At 55.3% G+C, this 15927-nt stretch carries 16 protein-coding genes and 1 tRNA gene; 9 read left to right on the forward strand and 8 right to left on the reverse strand.

Annotation, left to right across the window (positions count from 1 at the left end; all coding sequences use genetic code 11):
* Positions 1–15: 15 nt before the first annotated feature.
* From LF599_RS09295 to LF599_RS09305, 3 genes are all read right to left on the reverse strand, one after another.
* Positions 16–921 (reverse strand): THxN family PEP-CTERM protein, encoded by a 906-nt coding sequence (locus tag LF599_RS09295; RefSeq protein WP_319023418.1) that lies wholly within the window; start codon positions 919–921, stop codon positions 16–18.
* 911 nt (positions 922–1832) lie between these two features.
* Positions 1833–1909 (reverse strand) — tRNA-Met (locus tag LF599_RS09300).
* 93 nt (positions 1910–2002) lie between these two features.
* Entirely contained in the window at positions 2003–2794 is a 792-nt protein-coding gene (locus tag LF599_RS09305) for an undecaprenyl-diphosphate phosphatase (protein WP_279520542.1), read from the reverse strand.
* A 138-nt stretch (positions 2795–2932) separates the two neighbouring features.
* Between LF599_RS09305 and LF599_RS09310 the strand changes: the two genes are divergently transcribed.
* From LF599_RS09310 to LF599_RS09320, 3 genes are read left to right on the forward strand one after another with little or no spacing between them, the layout of a single operon-like run.
* Positions 2933–3115, forward strand: coding sequence for a hypothetical protein (locus LF599_RS09310; protein WP_269943706.1), 183 nt, complete (start codon positions 2933–2935; stop codon positions 3113–3115).
* Between the two features lie 9 nt (positions 3116–3124).
* Positions 3125–4291: an LPS export ABC transporter permease LptF gene (lptF, locus tag LF599_RS09315; RefSeq protein ID WP_279520543.1), complete on the forward strand. Its 1167-nt coding sequence runs from the start codon at positions 3125–3127 to the stop codon at positions 4289–4291.
* A complete protein-coding gene (locus tag LF599_RS09320) occupies positions 4288–5421 on the forward strand; it encodes an LptF/LptG family permease (RefSeq protein ID WP_279520544.1) in 1134 nt (377 codons plus the stop codon). The genes lptF and LF599_RS09320 overlap by 4 nt, the downstream gene beginning before the upstream one ends.
* Here the strand turns inward: LF599_RS09320 and yihA are convergent, their stop codons facing one another.
* On the reverse strand, positions 5422–6003 hold the full coding sequence (yihA, locus tag LF599_RS09325) for a ribosome biogenesis GTP-binding protein YihA/YsxC (RefSeq protein ID WP_279520545.1): 582 nt from the start codon (positions 6001–6003) through the stop codon (positions 5422–5424). It lies immediately after the preceding gene.
* A gap of 108 nt (positions 6004–6111) precedes the next feature.
* On the opposite strand from yihA, the gene LF599_RS09330 reads away from it, so the two are divergent.
* The 4 genes from LF599_RS09330 (at position 6112) to LF599_RS09345 (ending at position 10236) form a co-directional block, all read left to right on the forward strand.
* Positions 6112–6570: a type II 3-dehydroquinate dehydratase gene (locus LF599_RS09330; RefSeq protein WP_269943701.1), complete on the forward strand. Its 459-nt coding sequence runs from the start codon at positions 6112–6114 to the stop codon at positions 6568–6570.
* Positions 6571–6620: 50 nt separating this feature from the next.
* On the forward strand, positions 6621–7178 hold the full coding sequence (gene efp, locus LF599_RS09335) for an elongation factor P (protein WP_269943700.1): 558 nt from the start codon (positions 6621–6623) through the stop codon (positions 7176–7178).
* An 86-nt stretch (positions 7179–7264) separates the two neighbouring features.
* The gene (locus tag LF599_RS09340) at positions 7265–9529 is read left to right on the forward strand and encodes a DNA translocase FtsK (protein WP_279520546.1); all 2265 of its coding nucleotides are present in this window, start codon (positions 7265–7267) and stop codon (positions 9527–9529) included.
* Between the two features lie 14 nt (positions 9530–9543).
* Positions 9544–10236, forward strand: coding sequence for a LolA family protein (locus tag LF599_RS09345; protein ID WP_269943699.1), 693 nt, complete (start codon positions 9544–9546; stop codon positions 10234–10236).
* On the opposite strand, the gene LF599_RS09350 is transcribed toward LF599_RS09345, so the two are convergent.
* Entirely contained in the window at positions 10233–10988 is a 756-nt protein-coding gene (locus LF599_RS09350) for a pseudouridine synthase (protein WP_279520547.1), read from the reverse strand. The two genes, LF599_RS09345 and LF599_RS09350, sit on opposite strands and share 4 nt — an antisense overlap.
* 10 nt (positions 10989–10998) lie before the next feature.
* The gene (gene yedF / locus LF599_RS09355) at positions 10999–11625 is read right to left on the reverse strand and encodes a sulfurtransferase-like selenium metabolism protein YedF (RefSeq protein ID WP_279520548.1); all 627 of its coding nucleotides are present in this window, start codon (positions 11623–11625) and stop codon (positions 10999–11001) included.
* A gap of 166 nt (positions 11626–11791) precedes the next feature.
* Between yedF and LF599_RS09360 the strand changes: the two genes are divergently transcribed.
* Positions 11792–12439 carry a lysophospholipid acyltransferase family protein gene (locus LF599_RS09360; protein WP_279520549.1) on the forward strand — a complete coding sequence of 216 codons (648 nt, stop codon included), beginning with the start codon at positions 11792–11794 and terminating at the stop codon, positions 12437–12439.
* A 123-nt stretch (positions 12440–12562) separates the two neighbouring features.
* Here the strand turns inward: LF599_RS09360 and gcvT are convergent, their stop codons facing one another.
* The gene (gcvT, locus tag LF599_RS09365) at positions 12563–13648 is read right to left on the reverse strand and encodes a glycine cleavage system aminomethyltransferase GcvT (protein ID WP_279520550.1); all 1086 of its coding nucleotides are present in this window, start codon (positions 13646–13648) and stop codon (positions 12563–12565) included.
* 21 nt (positions 13649–13669) lie between these two features.
* Complete coding sequence (locus tag LF599_RS09370) at positions 13670–15406, reverse strand: hypothetical protein (protein ID WP_279520551.1); 1737 nt, start codon at positions 15404–15406, stop codon at positions 13670–13672.
* A 274-nt stretch (positions 15407–15680) separates the two neighbouring features.
* Between LF599_RS09370 and LF599_RS09375 the strand changes: the two genes are divergently transcribed.
* Positions 15681–15884, forward strand: coding sequence for a DUF6485 family protein (locus LF599_RS09375; protein WP_269943695.1), 204 nt, complete (start codon positions 15681–15683; stop codon positions 15882–15884).
* Positions 15885–15927: the final 43 nt, after the last annotated feature.

Here is a 15927-nt window from a genome sequence, read left to right on the forward strand (position 1 = left end):
GGGGGATTGATTAAGCTATTGCTTGCGCTGCATCCTTCTGCCGACAAAGGCCAGGGTGGCGATGCCGAGACCAAAGATGATGAAGGTGGACGGCTCGGGAACGGGCGGGGTGCCGGTGACCGTCAGTTCGGAATCAATCAGGGTCAGGGTGTCTTCCGGGGTTTCCCAGCCGAAGTACAATCCGCTTTCAGGGACGTAGTAGTAGGGGCTACCTTCGGTCTGCAGCAGATCCCACACGGAGGCGTAACCGCCGCCAGTGGCCGGGGGACCCATGTGCATGGCGGTCAGGCTGTCCGGATTGATAGGATCGATGCCGTTGAGGAACGAGAAGGAGTACTCCCAATCATCGTACATGAAGGTCTGCGAGGCAGCCTCGGGGTTCAGCAGAATGAACAGGTCGTTGGTGTTCGAGAATTCGGAATTGTTCGAAGTTTCGAAGAACAGGAATTCCAGAACGGTGGAGAAGGTTGCGACGGTGTCGGAGTAGGGATTGTAGCCCTGCAGGGTCAGAGTCGCACTCAGCTTGCCGCTCATGAGAGAGTCGGTGCTTGCACTGATGGGCTTGTTGAGGTGGAACAGATGGGCTTCGATGGTGGTAGAGCTGTTGGTAGTAACGTTGCCGGTTTTATCCACGGAACCGATGGAGCTTCCATCAGGGTGTAACGCGTCAACGCCCCAAGTAAGCGTCCATCCATCATATCCCGTGGGGGTTAAGTCGAGGGTCATTCCATCCTGGGTGCCCGCTTCATTCGTGTAATCACTCAGCTCGTAGGAGAGCGAGTAAGACCATTCATTGATGAAAGCCGCATACGCAGGTTGCGTCACGAGCATCATCAGGAAGAAGGCTGCCAATAACTTGATCGAAATCTTTTTCATAACGGTCCTCCCATTTTTTGAGGGATAATGCACAACCCGTTCCATTTATGTAACCATCTGTAGTTACTTCTTTTCTAGGTCAAATTATGGAACTAAAAGGGCATATTTGGTGTAAATTATTCCGACAGGAGTGGGCGTTGGTTTACACTTTTTTGTTTCGCCGGGGTTCGATTGTTCGGACGACTACGCAGCGTCACATCTGCTAATTCAATAACTATTCTGATTTATCGCTAATCATAGCTTTGGATTGCTGATTTTTAATGTCGCGTGCGAGCAATTGAGGCAGAGCTGGGAGGAGTCAGGTGATGCCTGGGTTGAAAAGAAAAGACCTTTTTATTTGTGCCGAAGGAAATGGGGTTCAGTCTCATGTCCTTCCGTTGTTTTTCGGCGTTTTATACAGGAAAATCATCTCGCTAAACCGAATGCCTTTTTTGGTTCACGTTGGTTATGACTTGGTTGAGACGGGCCAATTTCGCGTCACGCCGGATGCCGTTCAAGGTACCTGAAGTATGGCGGGTTTTACGGGCGATTTTCGTAAGCTTTCGTTTTCGAAGACCGTACGTCGGAATCCATTACATGCTAACCGACTGATCCAGTACGCGATCCGTGGCCGCATATATAATGATATGAGGCCGGTCCGGATAATCCGCTACACTAGATAAGTTGGGCATGGCTCGGTTTGTCGAGATTCGCTTTCAAGCCACATAGGCGGTCATGTGTGAATGAAACATCGAAATGTGAACCCGCCAAAGTTGGGTGGAAGAAGGCGTAATCGGCAGGGCGGGAAGGCGAGTCTCCAATGAGAATCGAGAAAAGGACGGAAACCTATTCCAAGTGTTGCCTTAAAGACGAATCCCTCGGAGGTACGTGTAAGTAAACGGCCGGGGCGTGAAATATGGCAAAAAAAGAAAGCCCTTGGAATCTGATGTGATTTCAAGGGCTTTCGATTTCATTCGTGGTAGCGAGGAGAGGACTTGAACCTCCGACGCTGCGGATATGAGCCGCATGCTCTAACCAACTGAGCTACCTCGCCACGTTTGTTCCGTCGAAGCGGTCACAGTCTATAGACCGTCTTTTTGGGCTTGGCAAGTGGAAAATCCTTGTTTAGGCAAAAAAAAGGAACATATTACAAAAACAGGAGAATCAGGGCCGCCAGGATAACGCGGTAGACCGCAAATGGACGCAGTGTGAGCCTGCCGAGCAGGACGATGAATCCTTTTACTGCAAGCCAGGCGGAAATGAAGGAAACCACAAAGCCTATGAGCAGGAAAAGGAGGTCTCCGCTTTCGAATAGTTTGTAGTTTTTGAGAAAGTCGTAGCCGGTAGCGGCGAACATGATGGGCACGGCGGCGATGAATGAGTATTCAGCGGCAACGGTGCGTTTCGTGCCCAGGAGCATACCGCCCATGATGGTGGACGCCGACCGCGAGAAGCCGGGCCACAGCGCAAGGCATTGGAACAGGCCGATGCCGAAGGCTGTCTTGGGAGTGAGGTCATCCAGGGAGTGGGTGACAGCGCGTTTGTTCATGCCTTCCACAATGAAAATGAGTCCCGCGCCTACGGCAAGGGCCAGGGCCACGGTGAAGGGGGAGAACAAGTATTCCTTGATGTAGCTGTGCGTCAGCAGGCCGACGACCGAGGCGGGCAGGGACGTCAGGAACAGAAGCCAGAGGCCGTAGATTCCGGAAAACTTGCGGTCTTTGGGGGGAAAGAGCAGGCCCACGAAACGGTCCCAGTACAAAACCACCACGGCCAGGATAGCCCCAAGTTGGATGACGATCTCGAAGGTTTCGGCCTTGGGCCCGGTGAAATCGAGGAGGTTGCCCGCAATAATCAAGTGCCCGGTGCTTGAGATGGGCAGAAATTCGGTCAGGCCTTCGACAATGCCGAGAATGATCGCAACATACCAGGGTGCCATATAATCCTCAGGGGGTAATGAAAGGTTGGGGTGCGTATTACGCTACGATCTAGACCAACTAACACCGTCTTGCAACCCCTCGGAAGCTGGTGTATTTCCAGTTCCACTGGGAGCACGTTAAAAGACAGGAGACTATTCATGACGACCGTAATGCCTCAGAGCGAATTGAGCCGCAAGGCCGTGGCCTGGATCTGCGAGATGCGGGACAACGGAGACGAGAGAGCCATCTCCGCTCTTATCGAGGAAGCGGGCGCCCGCTTTAACCTCGGCCCGAAGGATATGGAGTTCCTCCTGCGCTTCTTCAAGGAAAACAAGGGCTGATTTCAACCTGTGAAGCTTCTCCACCGCCAAATATTTCTCGAACTTCTCAAGCTCTTTGGCTTGACCGTATCCTGCCTTTTGGGTCTGATCCTTGTGGGCAGGATGCTTCAGTTGCGTTCGCTTTTTCTTTCGCAGAACATCGGCATTCTGAACATCTTCCAACTGTTCTTTTTCCTGACGCCGTTTTTTCTGCTGCTGATAACTCCCATCGCCACCATGCTCAGCGTTTTTCTGACCTTTCTGCGCATGAGTTCCGACAACGAGCTCGTGGCGCTCAAGGCCAACGGAGTCAGCTTGTATCGGATGCTTCCCGCTCCCTTGCTTTTTTGCAGCCTGTGCACGCTGTTCGCCTTCTTTATTTCCTTCTGGGGATTGGCCTGGGGCATGGATATGTTCAAGACCAAGCTTTATGAGTTCGCCAAGACGCATTCCAAGTTCGCATTGCAGCCGGGCGTGTTCAATAAGGAATTCCCTAGGATCACCTTTTATGCCCATCAGGTCGACAACGAGAAGGGTGAGTTGAAGTTCGCCTTTGTTCGCGATGACTCCGTCAAGGGCGTCTCCGTGGTCGTGGTGGCCCCTGAGGCCGAGATCGTTTCCAACCCGCAGGAAGCGAAGATTCACGTTGTTTTTCATAACGGTCGGATTTTTCGGCAGGACGGCGACGAGTTGAATATTCTCCGTTTTGGAAGATACGCCATCAAGCTCGATCTCGGAAAGCTGCTGACAGGCTTTAATTTCGCCGAACAAAAGGCCAAGGACATGCCGTTTTTTCGTTTGCGGGATATTCGAAAGGATCACAGTCTCATGCCGAAGGAAGGCGACCGCTTCTTCAGAAAGGTGGATACCGAGTATTTCAAACGACTGACGCTGCCGTTGGGATGCTTTATTCTCGGTATGTTCGCCATTCCCATCGCTTCGGTGTTCAGAGGGTTGAAGCAGCAATACGGCCTGCTCTTGGCCATGGGTTTGTTCATGGTCTATTACACCATGTTCTCCGTCGGCGTGAGCATGGGTGAATCAGGAGCGATTCCACCGCAGTACGGAATGTGGGCTCCGAATCTCCTGTTTGTATTCGTGGCCCTGTTCGGTATGCGGTACGCCAATCTGGAAAGGACGCCTTCGGTAGTCCATCGTCTGTTGCATTTGCGGCTGCGAAGGAGGGCCAAGGCGTGAAGATCATCGGCGTTCTGAGTCGGTATCTTATCCGGCAGAATCTTTATCTCATGGCCATTTGTCTGGCCGTGGGCACGAGTCTTTATCTCTTGTCGGACGTTTTCGACCGGCTGGACGATTTCATTCGGGCGGAGTTGGGCGCACAGACCATCCTGTTTTATTTCATCGTCAAGATTCCGCTTATTGTCTCGCAGCTCATGCCTGCGGTCTTCCTGCTGGCCATGGTCATTCAATTGGGAATTCTGGCTCGTTCCAGAGAGATGCTGGCCCTGCGCGCCGGGGGCGTGTCTTTCGGCTGGTTTATTCGCTTTTTTGTCGTGTATGCCCTGATCTGGAGCGCGGGACAGTTGGTCTTTTCCCAGGTTCTTGGCGTATTCGGCGAGCGGGAGGCCAACCGAATCTGGAAGGAGGACGTCCGCAACAAGCAACTGGACGAGATGACAATCCGGGACCTGTGGTTCAGGGACGGCCCGTTCATTGTCCTGGCCAAGGAAGCTCAGCCAAGCAAAAGCCGGGCGAGCGACATCACCGTTTACGAATTTACCACGGACAATCAGGAACTTATCCGCATTCTGACCGCCAAGAAAGCGCTCATCGACGATCATGGGTGGGGGCTTCTGGATGTACATGAATTGGACACCAGAACGTTTGTTACCGTGGCCCGCCAGTCTCAGTTCTTGTCGGTGCGGCAGAACCTCAAGGCTTATGCGGCGGTGGAGCTCAAGGGAGACACGGCACAGTTGCCGCTGCTTGAGTTGTCAAAGGCCATACAGCGCCTGAAGGAGTCGGGCTCAAACGTCGAGATGCTCCAGACCATTTGGCACGGCAAGCTGTCCTATGCTTTTTCCATAGTAATAATGGCGTTGCTGGCCCTTACCCTCGTGACCTATTCGGAGAACGTCTACGCCAATATCGGCCTGTCGCTCATTATCATATTCATTCAATATGGGGTGCATGTGGTCGGAGAGACGGCCGGGGAAAAGGGCGTACTGCCGCCGATCTTGGCGTCGTGGCTCGGCAATGGCGTCATGGGCGCGTTGGCTTGTGTGCGTCTGGCCTGGGTGGCCATGCCCGGTTTCAAGCCCATGATCCTAACGGCTGTCGAGGGACTTCTTCCCCGGCGGGCGTGATTACGCCCCGACGTATTCTCCGAGCCTGGTCCAAAGCTTCTCCTCGCCTTTCCCCGTCTTGCTTGAAAAGAGCAGGGGGAGGCTGTCCTGTTGCAGGATATCCTGCCACTGCTTTTGAAGCTTCGCCAGATCGCGCTGCTTGGGCTTGTCCGCTTTGGTCAGGATGGGAATGACCGGAATGGACAGGCCGCGAACGTAGGAAGTCAGCTCCAGGTCGAGTTTTTGCGGGGCGAGTCTCGAATCCAGAAGCACTGCCACGGCCTTGAGGCGTGTGTTGTTCTTCATGTAGGCTTCGATGAGCTTGGCCCATTTGAGCCGCTCCTGTTTGGAGCACTTGGCGTATCCGTAGCCGGGCAGGTCCACCAGAAAGTAGCCGTCGGGCTCCACCCGGTAGTAATTGAGACTGCGCGTCTTGCCCGGCTTGGAGCTGATCTTGGCCAACGCCTTGCGTCCGGCCAGCCGGTTAACCAATGAGGACTTGCCCACATTGGAGCGGCCCGCCAAAGCGATTTGGGGTTCCTCGAAATCTTCAAGCTGCTTGATTTCGTATATTGTTTTGACTAACTCGATGGTTCGGTTCATAACTAGGTACCGTTTTGTAGTTGTTTTTTTTCGCCCTACTGTTCTTTTTTTCTCGGGGCGCGTCAAGGATGCGGGCAATACACCATCCCGCCGCACAAGGGAAGACGCATGGCTAATCTTAAATTTCTTATACTGAATGGCCCCAATCTCGGCCATATAGGCAAACGCCAGCCCGAGATTTACGGTTCCCGGACCATGGACGACATGCCCGAGCTTCTGATGCAGGTTATGGGCGACAAAGCCGAGGAAGTGGACCTGGTCCATTTTCAGTCCAATTCCGAGGGCGGACTTATCGACCGGCTGGAGCAGGCTCGGGAAGAGGGCGTGGACGGCGTGGTTTTCAATGCCGGTGCCTACACGCATACCTCGCTCGCTCTGGCCGACTGTCTGGCCTGGATCGGTATTCCCTGCGTGGAAGTGCATATCAGCAACATCTGGGCGCGCACGGACCAGCCCTTGCGGCAACAATCCCTGATGGGCGAGAGGTGCGTCGGCGTCATTGCCGGATTCGGGATTCTAGGTTATGCCCTCGGTGTTCAGGCGCTGTTCCAACGGCTTCGCGGCTGATTCATTGAACAATACCCGGGGAATCCCCGGAAACCATTTGGAGACGATATATGATTTCAACCAAGGATTTCAGGACCGGCCTGAAGATCGAGATTGACGGCAAGCCCTTCGAAATTATCGAGTTCCAGCATTTCAAGCCCGGAAAGGGCGGAGCCATGGTTCGCACCAAGCTGCGCCAGATGATGACCGGCCAGGTGCTCGACAAGACTTTCCGTTCCGGCGAAAAGGTTCACAAGCCTGACATGACCGTCACTGAGATGCAGTACATCTTCAAGGATGGCGATAACTTCGTCTTCATGGACCTCGAAACCTACGAGCAGATGCATGTGCCCGGCGCCAATGTGGGCGAGAAGGGCGGTTTCATCAAGGAAGGGGACACCGTGAAGGTCCTTCTGTACAACGGCGAGCTCATCGGCGTGGACCTGCCCGCCAATGTCAGCCTGACCGTGTCCCAGACCGATCCCGGCATCCAGGGCGACCGCGTGAGCAACGCCACCAAGCCCGCCACCATGGAGACCGGACTGAAGGTCAACGTCCCGCTCTTCATCAATGAAGGCGACGTAATCAAGGTGGACACCCGGAGTGGAGAGTATCTTGGTCGCGAATAAAGCGGACTTGCAACACCTTGTGTAAATTGCGTAAAAAGGTCGTGGGCGGGTTGCCGTCCAGGACCTTTTTTATCAAGTGAGGCTTAATGGCGAGACGACGGAAAACCACTGTTCAGGTAGAGAAGCGGAAGGGGCGCGGCAACGAAGCTGTCGGGCTCTTCTTCCTTTTTCTCTCCGCTTTTCTTTTTCTGAGCATTCTATCCTTCAGCCCAGGCGACCCGAGCTTCAACCAGGCCGTCACCGCCGGGCGGAAGGTGCAGAACGTGGTCGGGTACGCCGGAGCCTACTGCGCCGGCTTTCTCGTGGAAATGTTCGGTATGGGGGCTGTTTTCTGGCCTCTATACTTCCTGTATCTTGGTTTGGCCCGTTTCGTGACGCGGCTCAAGCTTTCGCCTTTGCGTTGGCTCGGCCTGATCGGTCTGTTCGTGGCCTTTGAAGCTTGGGCCATGCACCCCTGGTTTTTTAACGTGCCCGAGGACGCCTACGGCCTGATCGGCAGCGGTTTTGTCGGTCGGTCGATCATTACCCAATACACCATGCCGTACCTGCGGCCCGTGGGATCGTTCCTGCTGTGGCTGTTCGTGACCATAGTTTCCTTGCAGGCGGTGATTGGTTTTACTTGGGCTTCGGTCTGGTCTCTGTTTGTTCGTTGGTGGGGCGCGTACCGCGAGGGAGCCGTAATCCGGGCCGAAAAACGGGCCGAGCGGCGTGCTGAACGCCGGGCGGCCAAAGCGTTGGCCGAAGAACGGGAAGCCGAACCTGCCGATGAAGAGGATCTCGGTCTTCAGTTTGTGGATTTGTATGCAGGTGAGGAGGACCAGTCGGTCAAGCCTGTGAAAGTGGCCAAGCCGGTCAAGCCTGTCAAGCCGAAAAACAAACCGGCTCCGGCAAAATCTGCGGCGGCCAAGGCTTCGGCTGCGCCCGGCGGTCTGCCCAGCGTGGATCTGCTGACCGCACCGCCGACTCAGCAGACGTCACAGACTTCGGCCGTGTTGCAGCCCCTGGCAGACAGGCTCAAGGAATGCCTCAACGATTTCAATGTGCAGGGTGAAATGCAACGGGTGGTTCCCGGCCCTGTGGTCACCATGTTCGAATTCAAGCCCGCGCCCGGTATCAAGGTCTCAAAGATCGAGAACCTGACCGACGATATCGCCCTGGCCTTGCGTGCCGAATCCGTGCGCATCGAGGCTCCCATTCCGGGCAAGGACAGTGTGGGCGTTGAGATTCCGAATATCGAACGGGAGATGGTGTATCTGCGCGAGGTCTTGGAATCCAAGGAATTTACCGGGTCCAAGTCTCCGCTGACCCTGGCTCTGGGCAAGGATATTCAGGGTGCCACCAAGGTGGCCGACCTGGCGCGTATGCCGCATCTCCTGGTGGCTGGCGCGACCGGCGCGGGCAAATCCGTCGGCATCAACGGCTTTCTGCTTTCCCTGCTGTACAAGGCCGGGCCTGAAGACGTGAAGTTGCTTCTGGTGGACCCGAAACGCATCGAGCTGGCCCCGTATGCGGACCTGCCGCATCTGGTCCATCCCGTGGTCACTGACATGAACATGGCCAAGAGCGCTCTCGAATGGGCTGTTTTCGAGATGGACTGTCGCTATGAGAAGATGGCTCAGCTCGGCGTTCGCAATATCGAGGGATACAACAAAAAACTGAAAGAGATGGGCGACGATATTCCCGAGGAATTCGAGAACATGAAGCACATGCCCTATCTGGTCATCATCATTGACGAGCTCGCCGATCTGATGATGACCGCTGCCAAGGATGTGGAACAGTGCATCGTGCGTCTGGCCCAGTTGGCCCGAGCCGCAGGCATCCACATGGTTCTCGCCACGCAGCGGCCCAGCGTGGATGTTGTCACCGGCCTCATCAAGGCCAACTTCCCTACGCGTATTTCCTTTTTCGTGACGTCCAAATTCGACTCCAGGACCATCCTCGACGCTGTGGGCGCGGAGCGTTTGCTCGGCAAGGGCGACATGCTCTTCAAGCCGAGCGGCGGCAAACTCCAGCGAATGCACGGCGCGTACGTGGACGAAACGGAAATTGCGCACGTGGTTGATTTCTGGAAGGAGGCAGTGCCTCAGGAATTCGATCTGGATTTCAGCGATTGGAGCCCCAAGGGGGGCAATGACAGTGAATCCGGCGGGGTCGGGGCTACGGGTGATCCCGTGTATGACGAAGCGGTACAGTTCGTGCTTTCCCAAGGCAAAGCGTCCATCTCCCTGTTGCAGCGCAGGTTGCGCATTGGTTTCAACCGGGCGGCGCGGTTTATTGAGCAGATGGAAATGGACGGGATTCTCGGTCCCCAGGAGGGGAGCAAGCCGCGCAAGGTCATCAAGCCGGAATAATTGGAGCAAATTCTATGTCTAGAATGTTCGTTGTCGTTTTCGCCACTGCGTCCTTATTGCTGCTGCCTGTTTTTGCGCAGGCTGCGGAGTCCATTCCGGCGCAGGATTTGCCGGACCTGATCCAGAAACGATATGAGACCATGAAAACGTTTCAGGCCACTTTTTCCCAGGAGCTGACCAACGTGGCCAGCGGCGAGGTGGAGAAGCGCGAAGGGAAGATCTGGTTCCGCCAGCCTTCTCAGGTCCGTTGGGAAACCTCTGCTCCCGAGAAGGAACTCCTCGTGGTCGGTCCCGAGTTCGCTTGGGATTACATTCCGGACGAGGAGCTGGCCATCAAGTATGGCGTGAGAACGTTGCTTGATTCCAAGACCATCCTTCGTTTTCTTTCCGGACAGGCCAATATCAAGGAAGACTTCGTGGTCAAGACTGATTGGCCCAATGCGGACGAGGTCCGGTCCAAATGGGGAAAGGATTTGACCGTGTTGCAGCTTCTGCCCAAAGAGGCTGAACCCGGCATGGTCCTGGCCTTCATAGGCGTGGAGCCGGATACCGGACTGCTCAAGCAAGTCATGATCGTGGATTTTTACGGCAACGGCAACGAAGTCAAGCTCGACAACCTTGAAATCGATGTTGACCTTGCCCCCGAGATGTTCACCTTCACCCCACCTCAGGGTACGCAGGTTGAGGACAACACCCAGGGATTCTAAAGCCCGACGTTCTTTTTGAGCGCGGCTGTTTCCTCGGCGGTCAGTTCACGCCATGCGCCACGCTTGAGGTTGCCCAGGGCCACAGGTCCCTGGCTGACCCGCCTGAGGCGCAGGATGGTCAGTCCGAGTTCGTCGCACATCCTGCGAATCTGCCTGTTGATCCCTTGAATAAGCGTAATTTCGAGCTGTTGCGTTCCGGCAACCGGCTTTTTCAGGCGCACTTTGGCCGGGGCGAGTTTGTCGCCTTCCTTGAGGGTCATGCCTTGGCGCATGGTCTGCACCGCTTTTTGCGGGACACTGCCCCGGATGGTCACAAGATAGACCTTGGGGAGATGGTATTTGGGGTGCGTCAGCCTGTAGCAAAGGTCGCCGTCCGTGGTCAGCAAAAGCAGGCCTTCGGAGAAGAAGTCCAGTCTTCCCACGGGGAAGGGACGTCTCTTGCGGATTTCCGGGGGCAGAAGGTCCAGGACGGTCTTGCGGCCCTGGGGATCCTTGGCGGTGGTCATGGTTTCCACCGGCTTGTGCAGCATGATCGTCAAGTCGGCGGCGTCAGCTTGCTGTCCGATGGACTTGCCATCCACGCAAACATTGTCCCGACCGGGCGTAACCTTGACGCCGGGCGAGTCGGCCACGGAGCCGTTGATGGTCACCCGGCCAGCAAAGACCATTTCGTCCGCGCCGCGACGGGACGCGACGCCGCATTGGGCGATAAATTTGTTCAGCCGTATGGAGTCGGAAGGGGCATTTGTCATGCCCCGTCTTCTAGACCCGAATGGTCTTGGTGGCAAGCTGGAAGCTGGTGACCACGTCGAGCATGTTGGTCACGTCGCCCACGCCGCGCTGATCTGTCAGGCCGAAAAATTCCAAACAGGTGCCGCAAACCAGAATGGAGACGCCGCTTTCCTCAAGCTTTTTAAGCTCTTCGAAGCATCGGCTGCCGGGTACCGCGAGCTTCACGCCGCCATTGACCAGGATGATGCGCCACAGCTCGTCTCCGAGTTCCTTCAAGGTAACCATGAAGTTGAACATCAGGCTGGCGCCGAGTTCGTCGTCGCCCGAGCCCATGGTCTCGGCGGGCACGAAGACAAGTGTTTTTTCGCTGACGGGGATTTTGGGGTCGGCTTTGGCGAGGACGGCGCATTCATCGGAGTCCGTGCCAGCTTCAGCCGTGTTTTCCCGTTGGCCGGTAACAATGTGGTCCGAACCGGAGCGCTCCGTTTGCACCGCATAGCCCTGCATGGTCAGGAAACGGGATACGTTTTCCCTTGCGGCGTCGTTGTCCACGACGACCACCAGTTTGGCCGGGCCGTCCTTTTCGATGGTTTCCTTGCAGCGCAGCACGGGCTGGGGGCAGGGAAGTCCTTTGCAATCAATGGAAATGTCGGACATGTCTACTCCTTATATACTTGAACTCAGCATAGAATTTCTCTTCTGGTCAAATTGATAAGATGTATTGATATGTTCAGTCTTAGAGAATTCGTCGATGATTTTGTCCTCTTGCCCTTCGTCGGGCGAGCCTGTAAAGAAAGGAAAATCCGGAAACGAGCGACCAAATATGAAAACACCGATTGATTCCGCCGCGTTTACGCCTTTCATCGCCTCGCTGTTCAAATTGTGGGTGCGTACGATCCGCTTCGAGCCGGTGGGCGAGTCTGAACGTTTGCTTGATGCGAACCGACAAGGTTCCCCAACGGTCCTGGCCCTTTGGCATGGCGAGATTTTTCCTGTGGCCGCCTACGGCTTGACCATGAGTTCGCATTTGGTGACCTTCGTTAGTCAGAGCAGGGACGGCGAGTTCATTGCCCAGGTTCTGGAGCGGCTGGGGCATACCACGGTGCGCGGTTCCAGTTCGCGGGGCGGAGTCAAGGCGCTGCTCCAGGCAAAGCGTGTCATGGAGCGGGAGAACCGCATGGCCGTTTTCACCATCGACGGCCCGAAAGGCCCGCTCCACAAAGCCAAGGACGGAGTTATCTTTTTGGCTCAACGGGTTGGAGCCAAGATTATCCCGCTTCGCGCCTACCCCAAGCGCAAAAAAATCTTCGACAAATCCTGGGACCATTTCGTCCTGCCCATGCCGTTTACCCGATGCCCGATCTACATCGGTGAGCCCATGGAAGTGACCTCCGAAAAGTTGACCAAGGAAGTCCTTGCCCAAGAAGCAGCCAGGCTTGAAGCCCGGATGCTCTCCCTTGGCCCGGAGTAGGGCGTTTCCACAGGATTCATCTTTTTCAACTTATGGATGATGATGTTGTTTTGTGTGATTGCACGGCGAAAAAAAGCCCCCGGCCTGTGAGCCGGGGGCTTTGGTTTGATCTTTCGGAAACAGTTACTCCGTTTTCATCCTGGCCGTTCCTTCTTTGTAGAAGGGAAGGCCGGTCTTTTTCGCTTCCAGTTCGGCGCGGGCGGTCTTGATGATGAAGGTGTCCTTGTCCGCGTCTTCGGCCCTGACGTAGGCCAGGGCAACGCAGTGCCCGAGGCTGGGGGCGAAGGAGCCGCTGGTTATCACGCCGGTTTTCTTGCCGCCGGGCAGGAAAACTTCATCGTGATGCCGGGCGGTTCGGCGGCCTTCAATGGTCAGGGGGATCAGAGATTCGTCCACCCGGCCGAGGCCTGATTTGCCGATGTAATCGGATTCCTTCTTGAGGAAGAATCCGGCTCCCGCTTCTACGGGGGTGCGCTGCTCATCCAGGTCTTGACCGTAGAGCGGATAGCCGATCTCCAGGCGCAGAGTGTCGCGAGCGCCCAGACCGACAGGCTCGACGCGCTCGTCGGCGATCAGTTTCTCCCAGATTTCCAAAGCCTTGTCGGCGGGGAGGTAGAGTTCGTAGCCAAGCTCGCCCGTATAGCCGGTGCGGCTGACGATCATGGGAAAGCCCAATGCGTCGGTCGATTCGAAATTGAAGTATTTCAGGTGATTCCATTTTGATCCGAAGAGGTCGTTGAGCACGTCAAGACTTTCGGGACCCTGCACGTCGATTTTGCCGGTCTCGTCGCTGATGTCGGTGAAGGTCAGGCCGTCGGGCAGGTTGGCCGCGATGTGGTCGAAGTCCTTTTGGCGGCACGCGCCGTTGACCACGAGCATGTAATCATCCTCGGCCTTGCAGTAGATTATCAGGTCGTCGTTGATGCCGCCGGTTTCATTGAGCAGGAAGCCGTAGCGGCACTTGCCGGGGCCCAGCGTGTCCAGGTCGTGGCTGACGATCTTGTTCAAACCGTCCTTGGCGCCGCTGCCGGAGAGCGTGAATTCACCCATGTGGCAAATGTCGAAGATGCCGGCCTTTTCGCGGGTGTGCTTATGCTCGATGATAATGCCTTTGTACTGCACCGGCATGTCGAAACCGGCGAACGGGGCCATCTTGGCGCCGTTATCCCTGTGCCATCGGGTGAGCGGGGTGGTCTGCAGGTTTTCCAATGTATGCTCCTTGCGGTGTTGCTATTGTCCCGAACCGGTCTGGCTTGATACGCGGGATTTCCGGATGGAACGGAACTCGTCGAGCAGCATGACCAGCTGTTGGTACAGTTTCTTGATGTCCCGCCCGTAAGGCGAGAGGTCCTTGTCCTCCCGGTGTACGTATTTACGCAACAGGTAGGAATCGGAGATCACGTCATTGCCGATGATCAATATCTTGACCACGAGTTTGTCGAAATAGTTTACGATTTCGAATTTGAGATCATTCAGGATCTCGGTCATCAGTTCCAGCATTCGTTTATACGAAATGGTCTCACCCTTGTACTTGCGACAGCGCAAATCTTCAAGGACCCTTATCTTTCTCGCCTGCTGAATCTGTCCGTATCGCGACCAGACTTCCTGATGCAGGTCGTGGAGTTCGTTGAATATTTCGTAGTTGTCCGGAGCCAGGAGATAGGCGTCCAGAACGCGGACCAACTGAGCGTAGTAGTCGTCGGAGTAGTCGACGATGCGGTGCATGTGCTTGGAAAGCCAGACGAACAGTACCTTGAGTCGGTTTTCGTGGGTTTCGGTGTTCTCAAGCAGTTCCTGGCGTTTGTAGTTTACCGGAATTCGGTATTCGCCGCGTACGATGTCGTTCAGGCGCAGAAGCATGTTGCGCACGTTCTGGATAATGTTCAGCCCCTCGATCGTGCGTCCGGTTATGGGGTGGATGATCTCCTGCTTGAATACGGACAGGGCGCGGTCTTCGCGTACGTTCTTCGGGTTGTAGTCGTGTTGCTGATAGGTGACCCTGAGAATGACCACGCGTTTTTTGGGGTCGATGAAGAATCCCTGGTCCTTGAGGACTTCGGCTAGCTCCTTCTGATTCTCGTTGACCTGGATCAGGGCGATTTTTTCCACCCTGGGATACTTCATGGACCGTCGGGGAGTGCCCCTGGGGGGAGACATCAGGGTGGTGATGGTCCGGTCGCTCTGGCCCAACACCCGCACGATGAACCGCTCATGCTGGCGGAGCAGCCGAATGGCGAACATGGCCGAGGAAGTACGCCGTTCCGAAACGATGGGGAAGCCGTACAACTCCATCATGAACTGATAGACGAACAGGCGGTTGCACTCATAGAGCAGGTTGTTGCCCGGTTTGAACTTGCCGATCTTCAGCCCGAATTGCTTGAGTTCACTATCCAGGTTGGACGGCAGGGAGGCATATACGCCCTGTAGCGTGAATTCCCCGGCGGAGTTCAGCGCCAGGACGTGCGCCCGCTCCAATTGCAGGAGAAAGGGCAGCATTTTGTCGTAGTTGCGGATGCTGCAAATGTCTTTGGAGTCAATTTTGCCTTGGAAATCCGGGTGGTAACGTTTGGGAAGGCGGCTCAGGAATGTGCGGATGTTGGTGGCCCGGGCGTTTTCTTCCACTGAACAGGAGTCCTGGACCACCATCTCTTCCCAGTCGGACGGTGAGTGCAGGGCATCGAACTGGAAGATTTCCTGAAAGGAGTTGAGCTGCCGCTCGAAGGCGACCATGGAAAAGCCAGGCAGGTTCTTGTGTTCGTACAGATCGACTTCGAAGGAGGGCAACAGCTCTCGCGCTTCCACAAGTGGATAATTCTGCTCTTCGAAATACGGTCTCAGCAGGCAGTGCTTGATGTGCTCGTAATCAATGAACTCCTTGAACTCCTCAAGGGTTTCGAGCCTGATGCGGGACTTCTTTTTCCCTTTACTTTTATAGCCAGGCGCCTGGCTGAATGCTTTTTTCCACATCGGGAGCGGTCCGGGTCGAGTCAAAAGAGCGGAGGCGGTCAGCCTCATGTGATCATCACATATCTTTATACTCATCTGCCCTGAAATACAATGATTAGCGTATTATAATCGCGTTAAGCGCTTGCATCCCGCCTGTGGGGCGCTCAAGCGCGTTCAGCCGGGGCGGGATGAAACAATGGGCCTGAATAATTGACTCTCTGTCTGCTGTTGGCTAATGTGACAAAGCTTTTAAGCATCAATCGTACCGCACATCTGCGTGATCAGAGGGGTCGTCATGAAAAAGAAGGATCAATGCCCGCGATCGAAAATCAACGAGCAATATTGTACTTGCACCCATAACTGCGACAAACATGGCATTTGTTGCGAATGTCTGCACTACCATCGGCAGAGAGGAGAACTCCCCGCCTGCTATTTCACTGCGGAAGAGGAGAAGACCTTCAACAGGTCCGTGGAATTTTTCATCCAGCGCAGGTCTTGAGACCGTGCGACCGGGATATTTGAGCAGGGCGGCCGGTTGACCG

This window comes from Pseudodesulfovibrio thermohalotolerans (assembly GCF_021353295.2).
GTDB lineage: Bacteria > Desulfobacterota > Desulfovibrionia > Desulfovibrionales > Desulfovibrionaceae > Pseudodesulfovibrio > Pseudodesulfovibrio thermohalotolerans.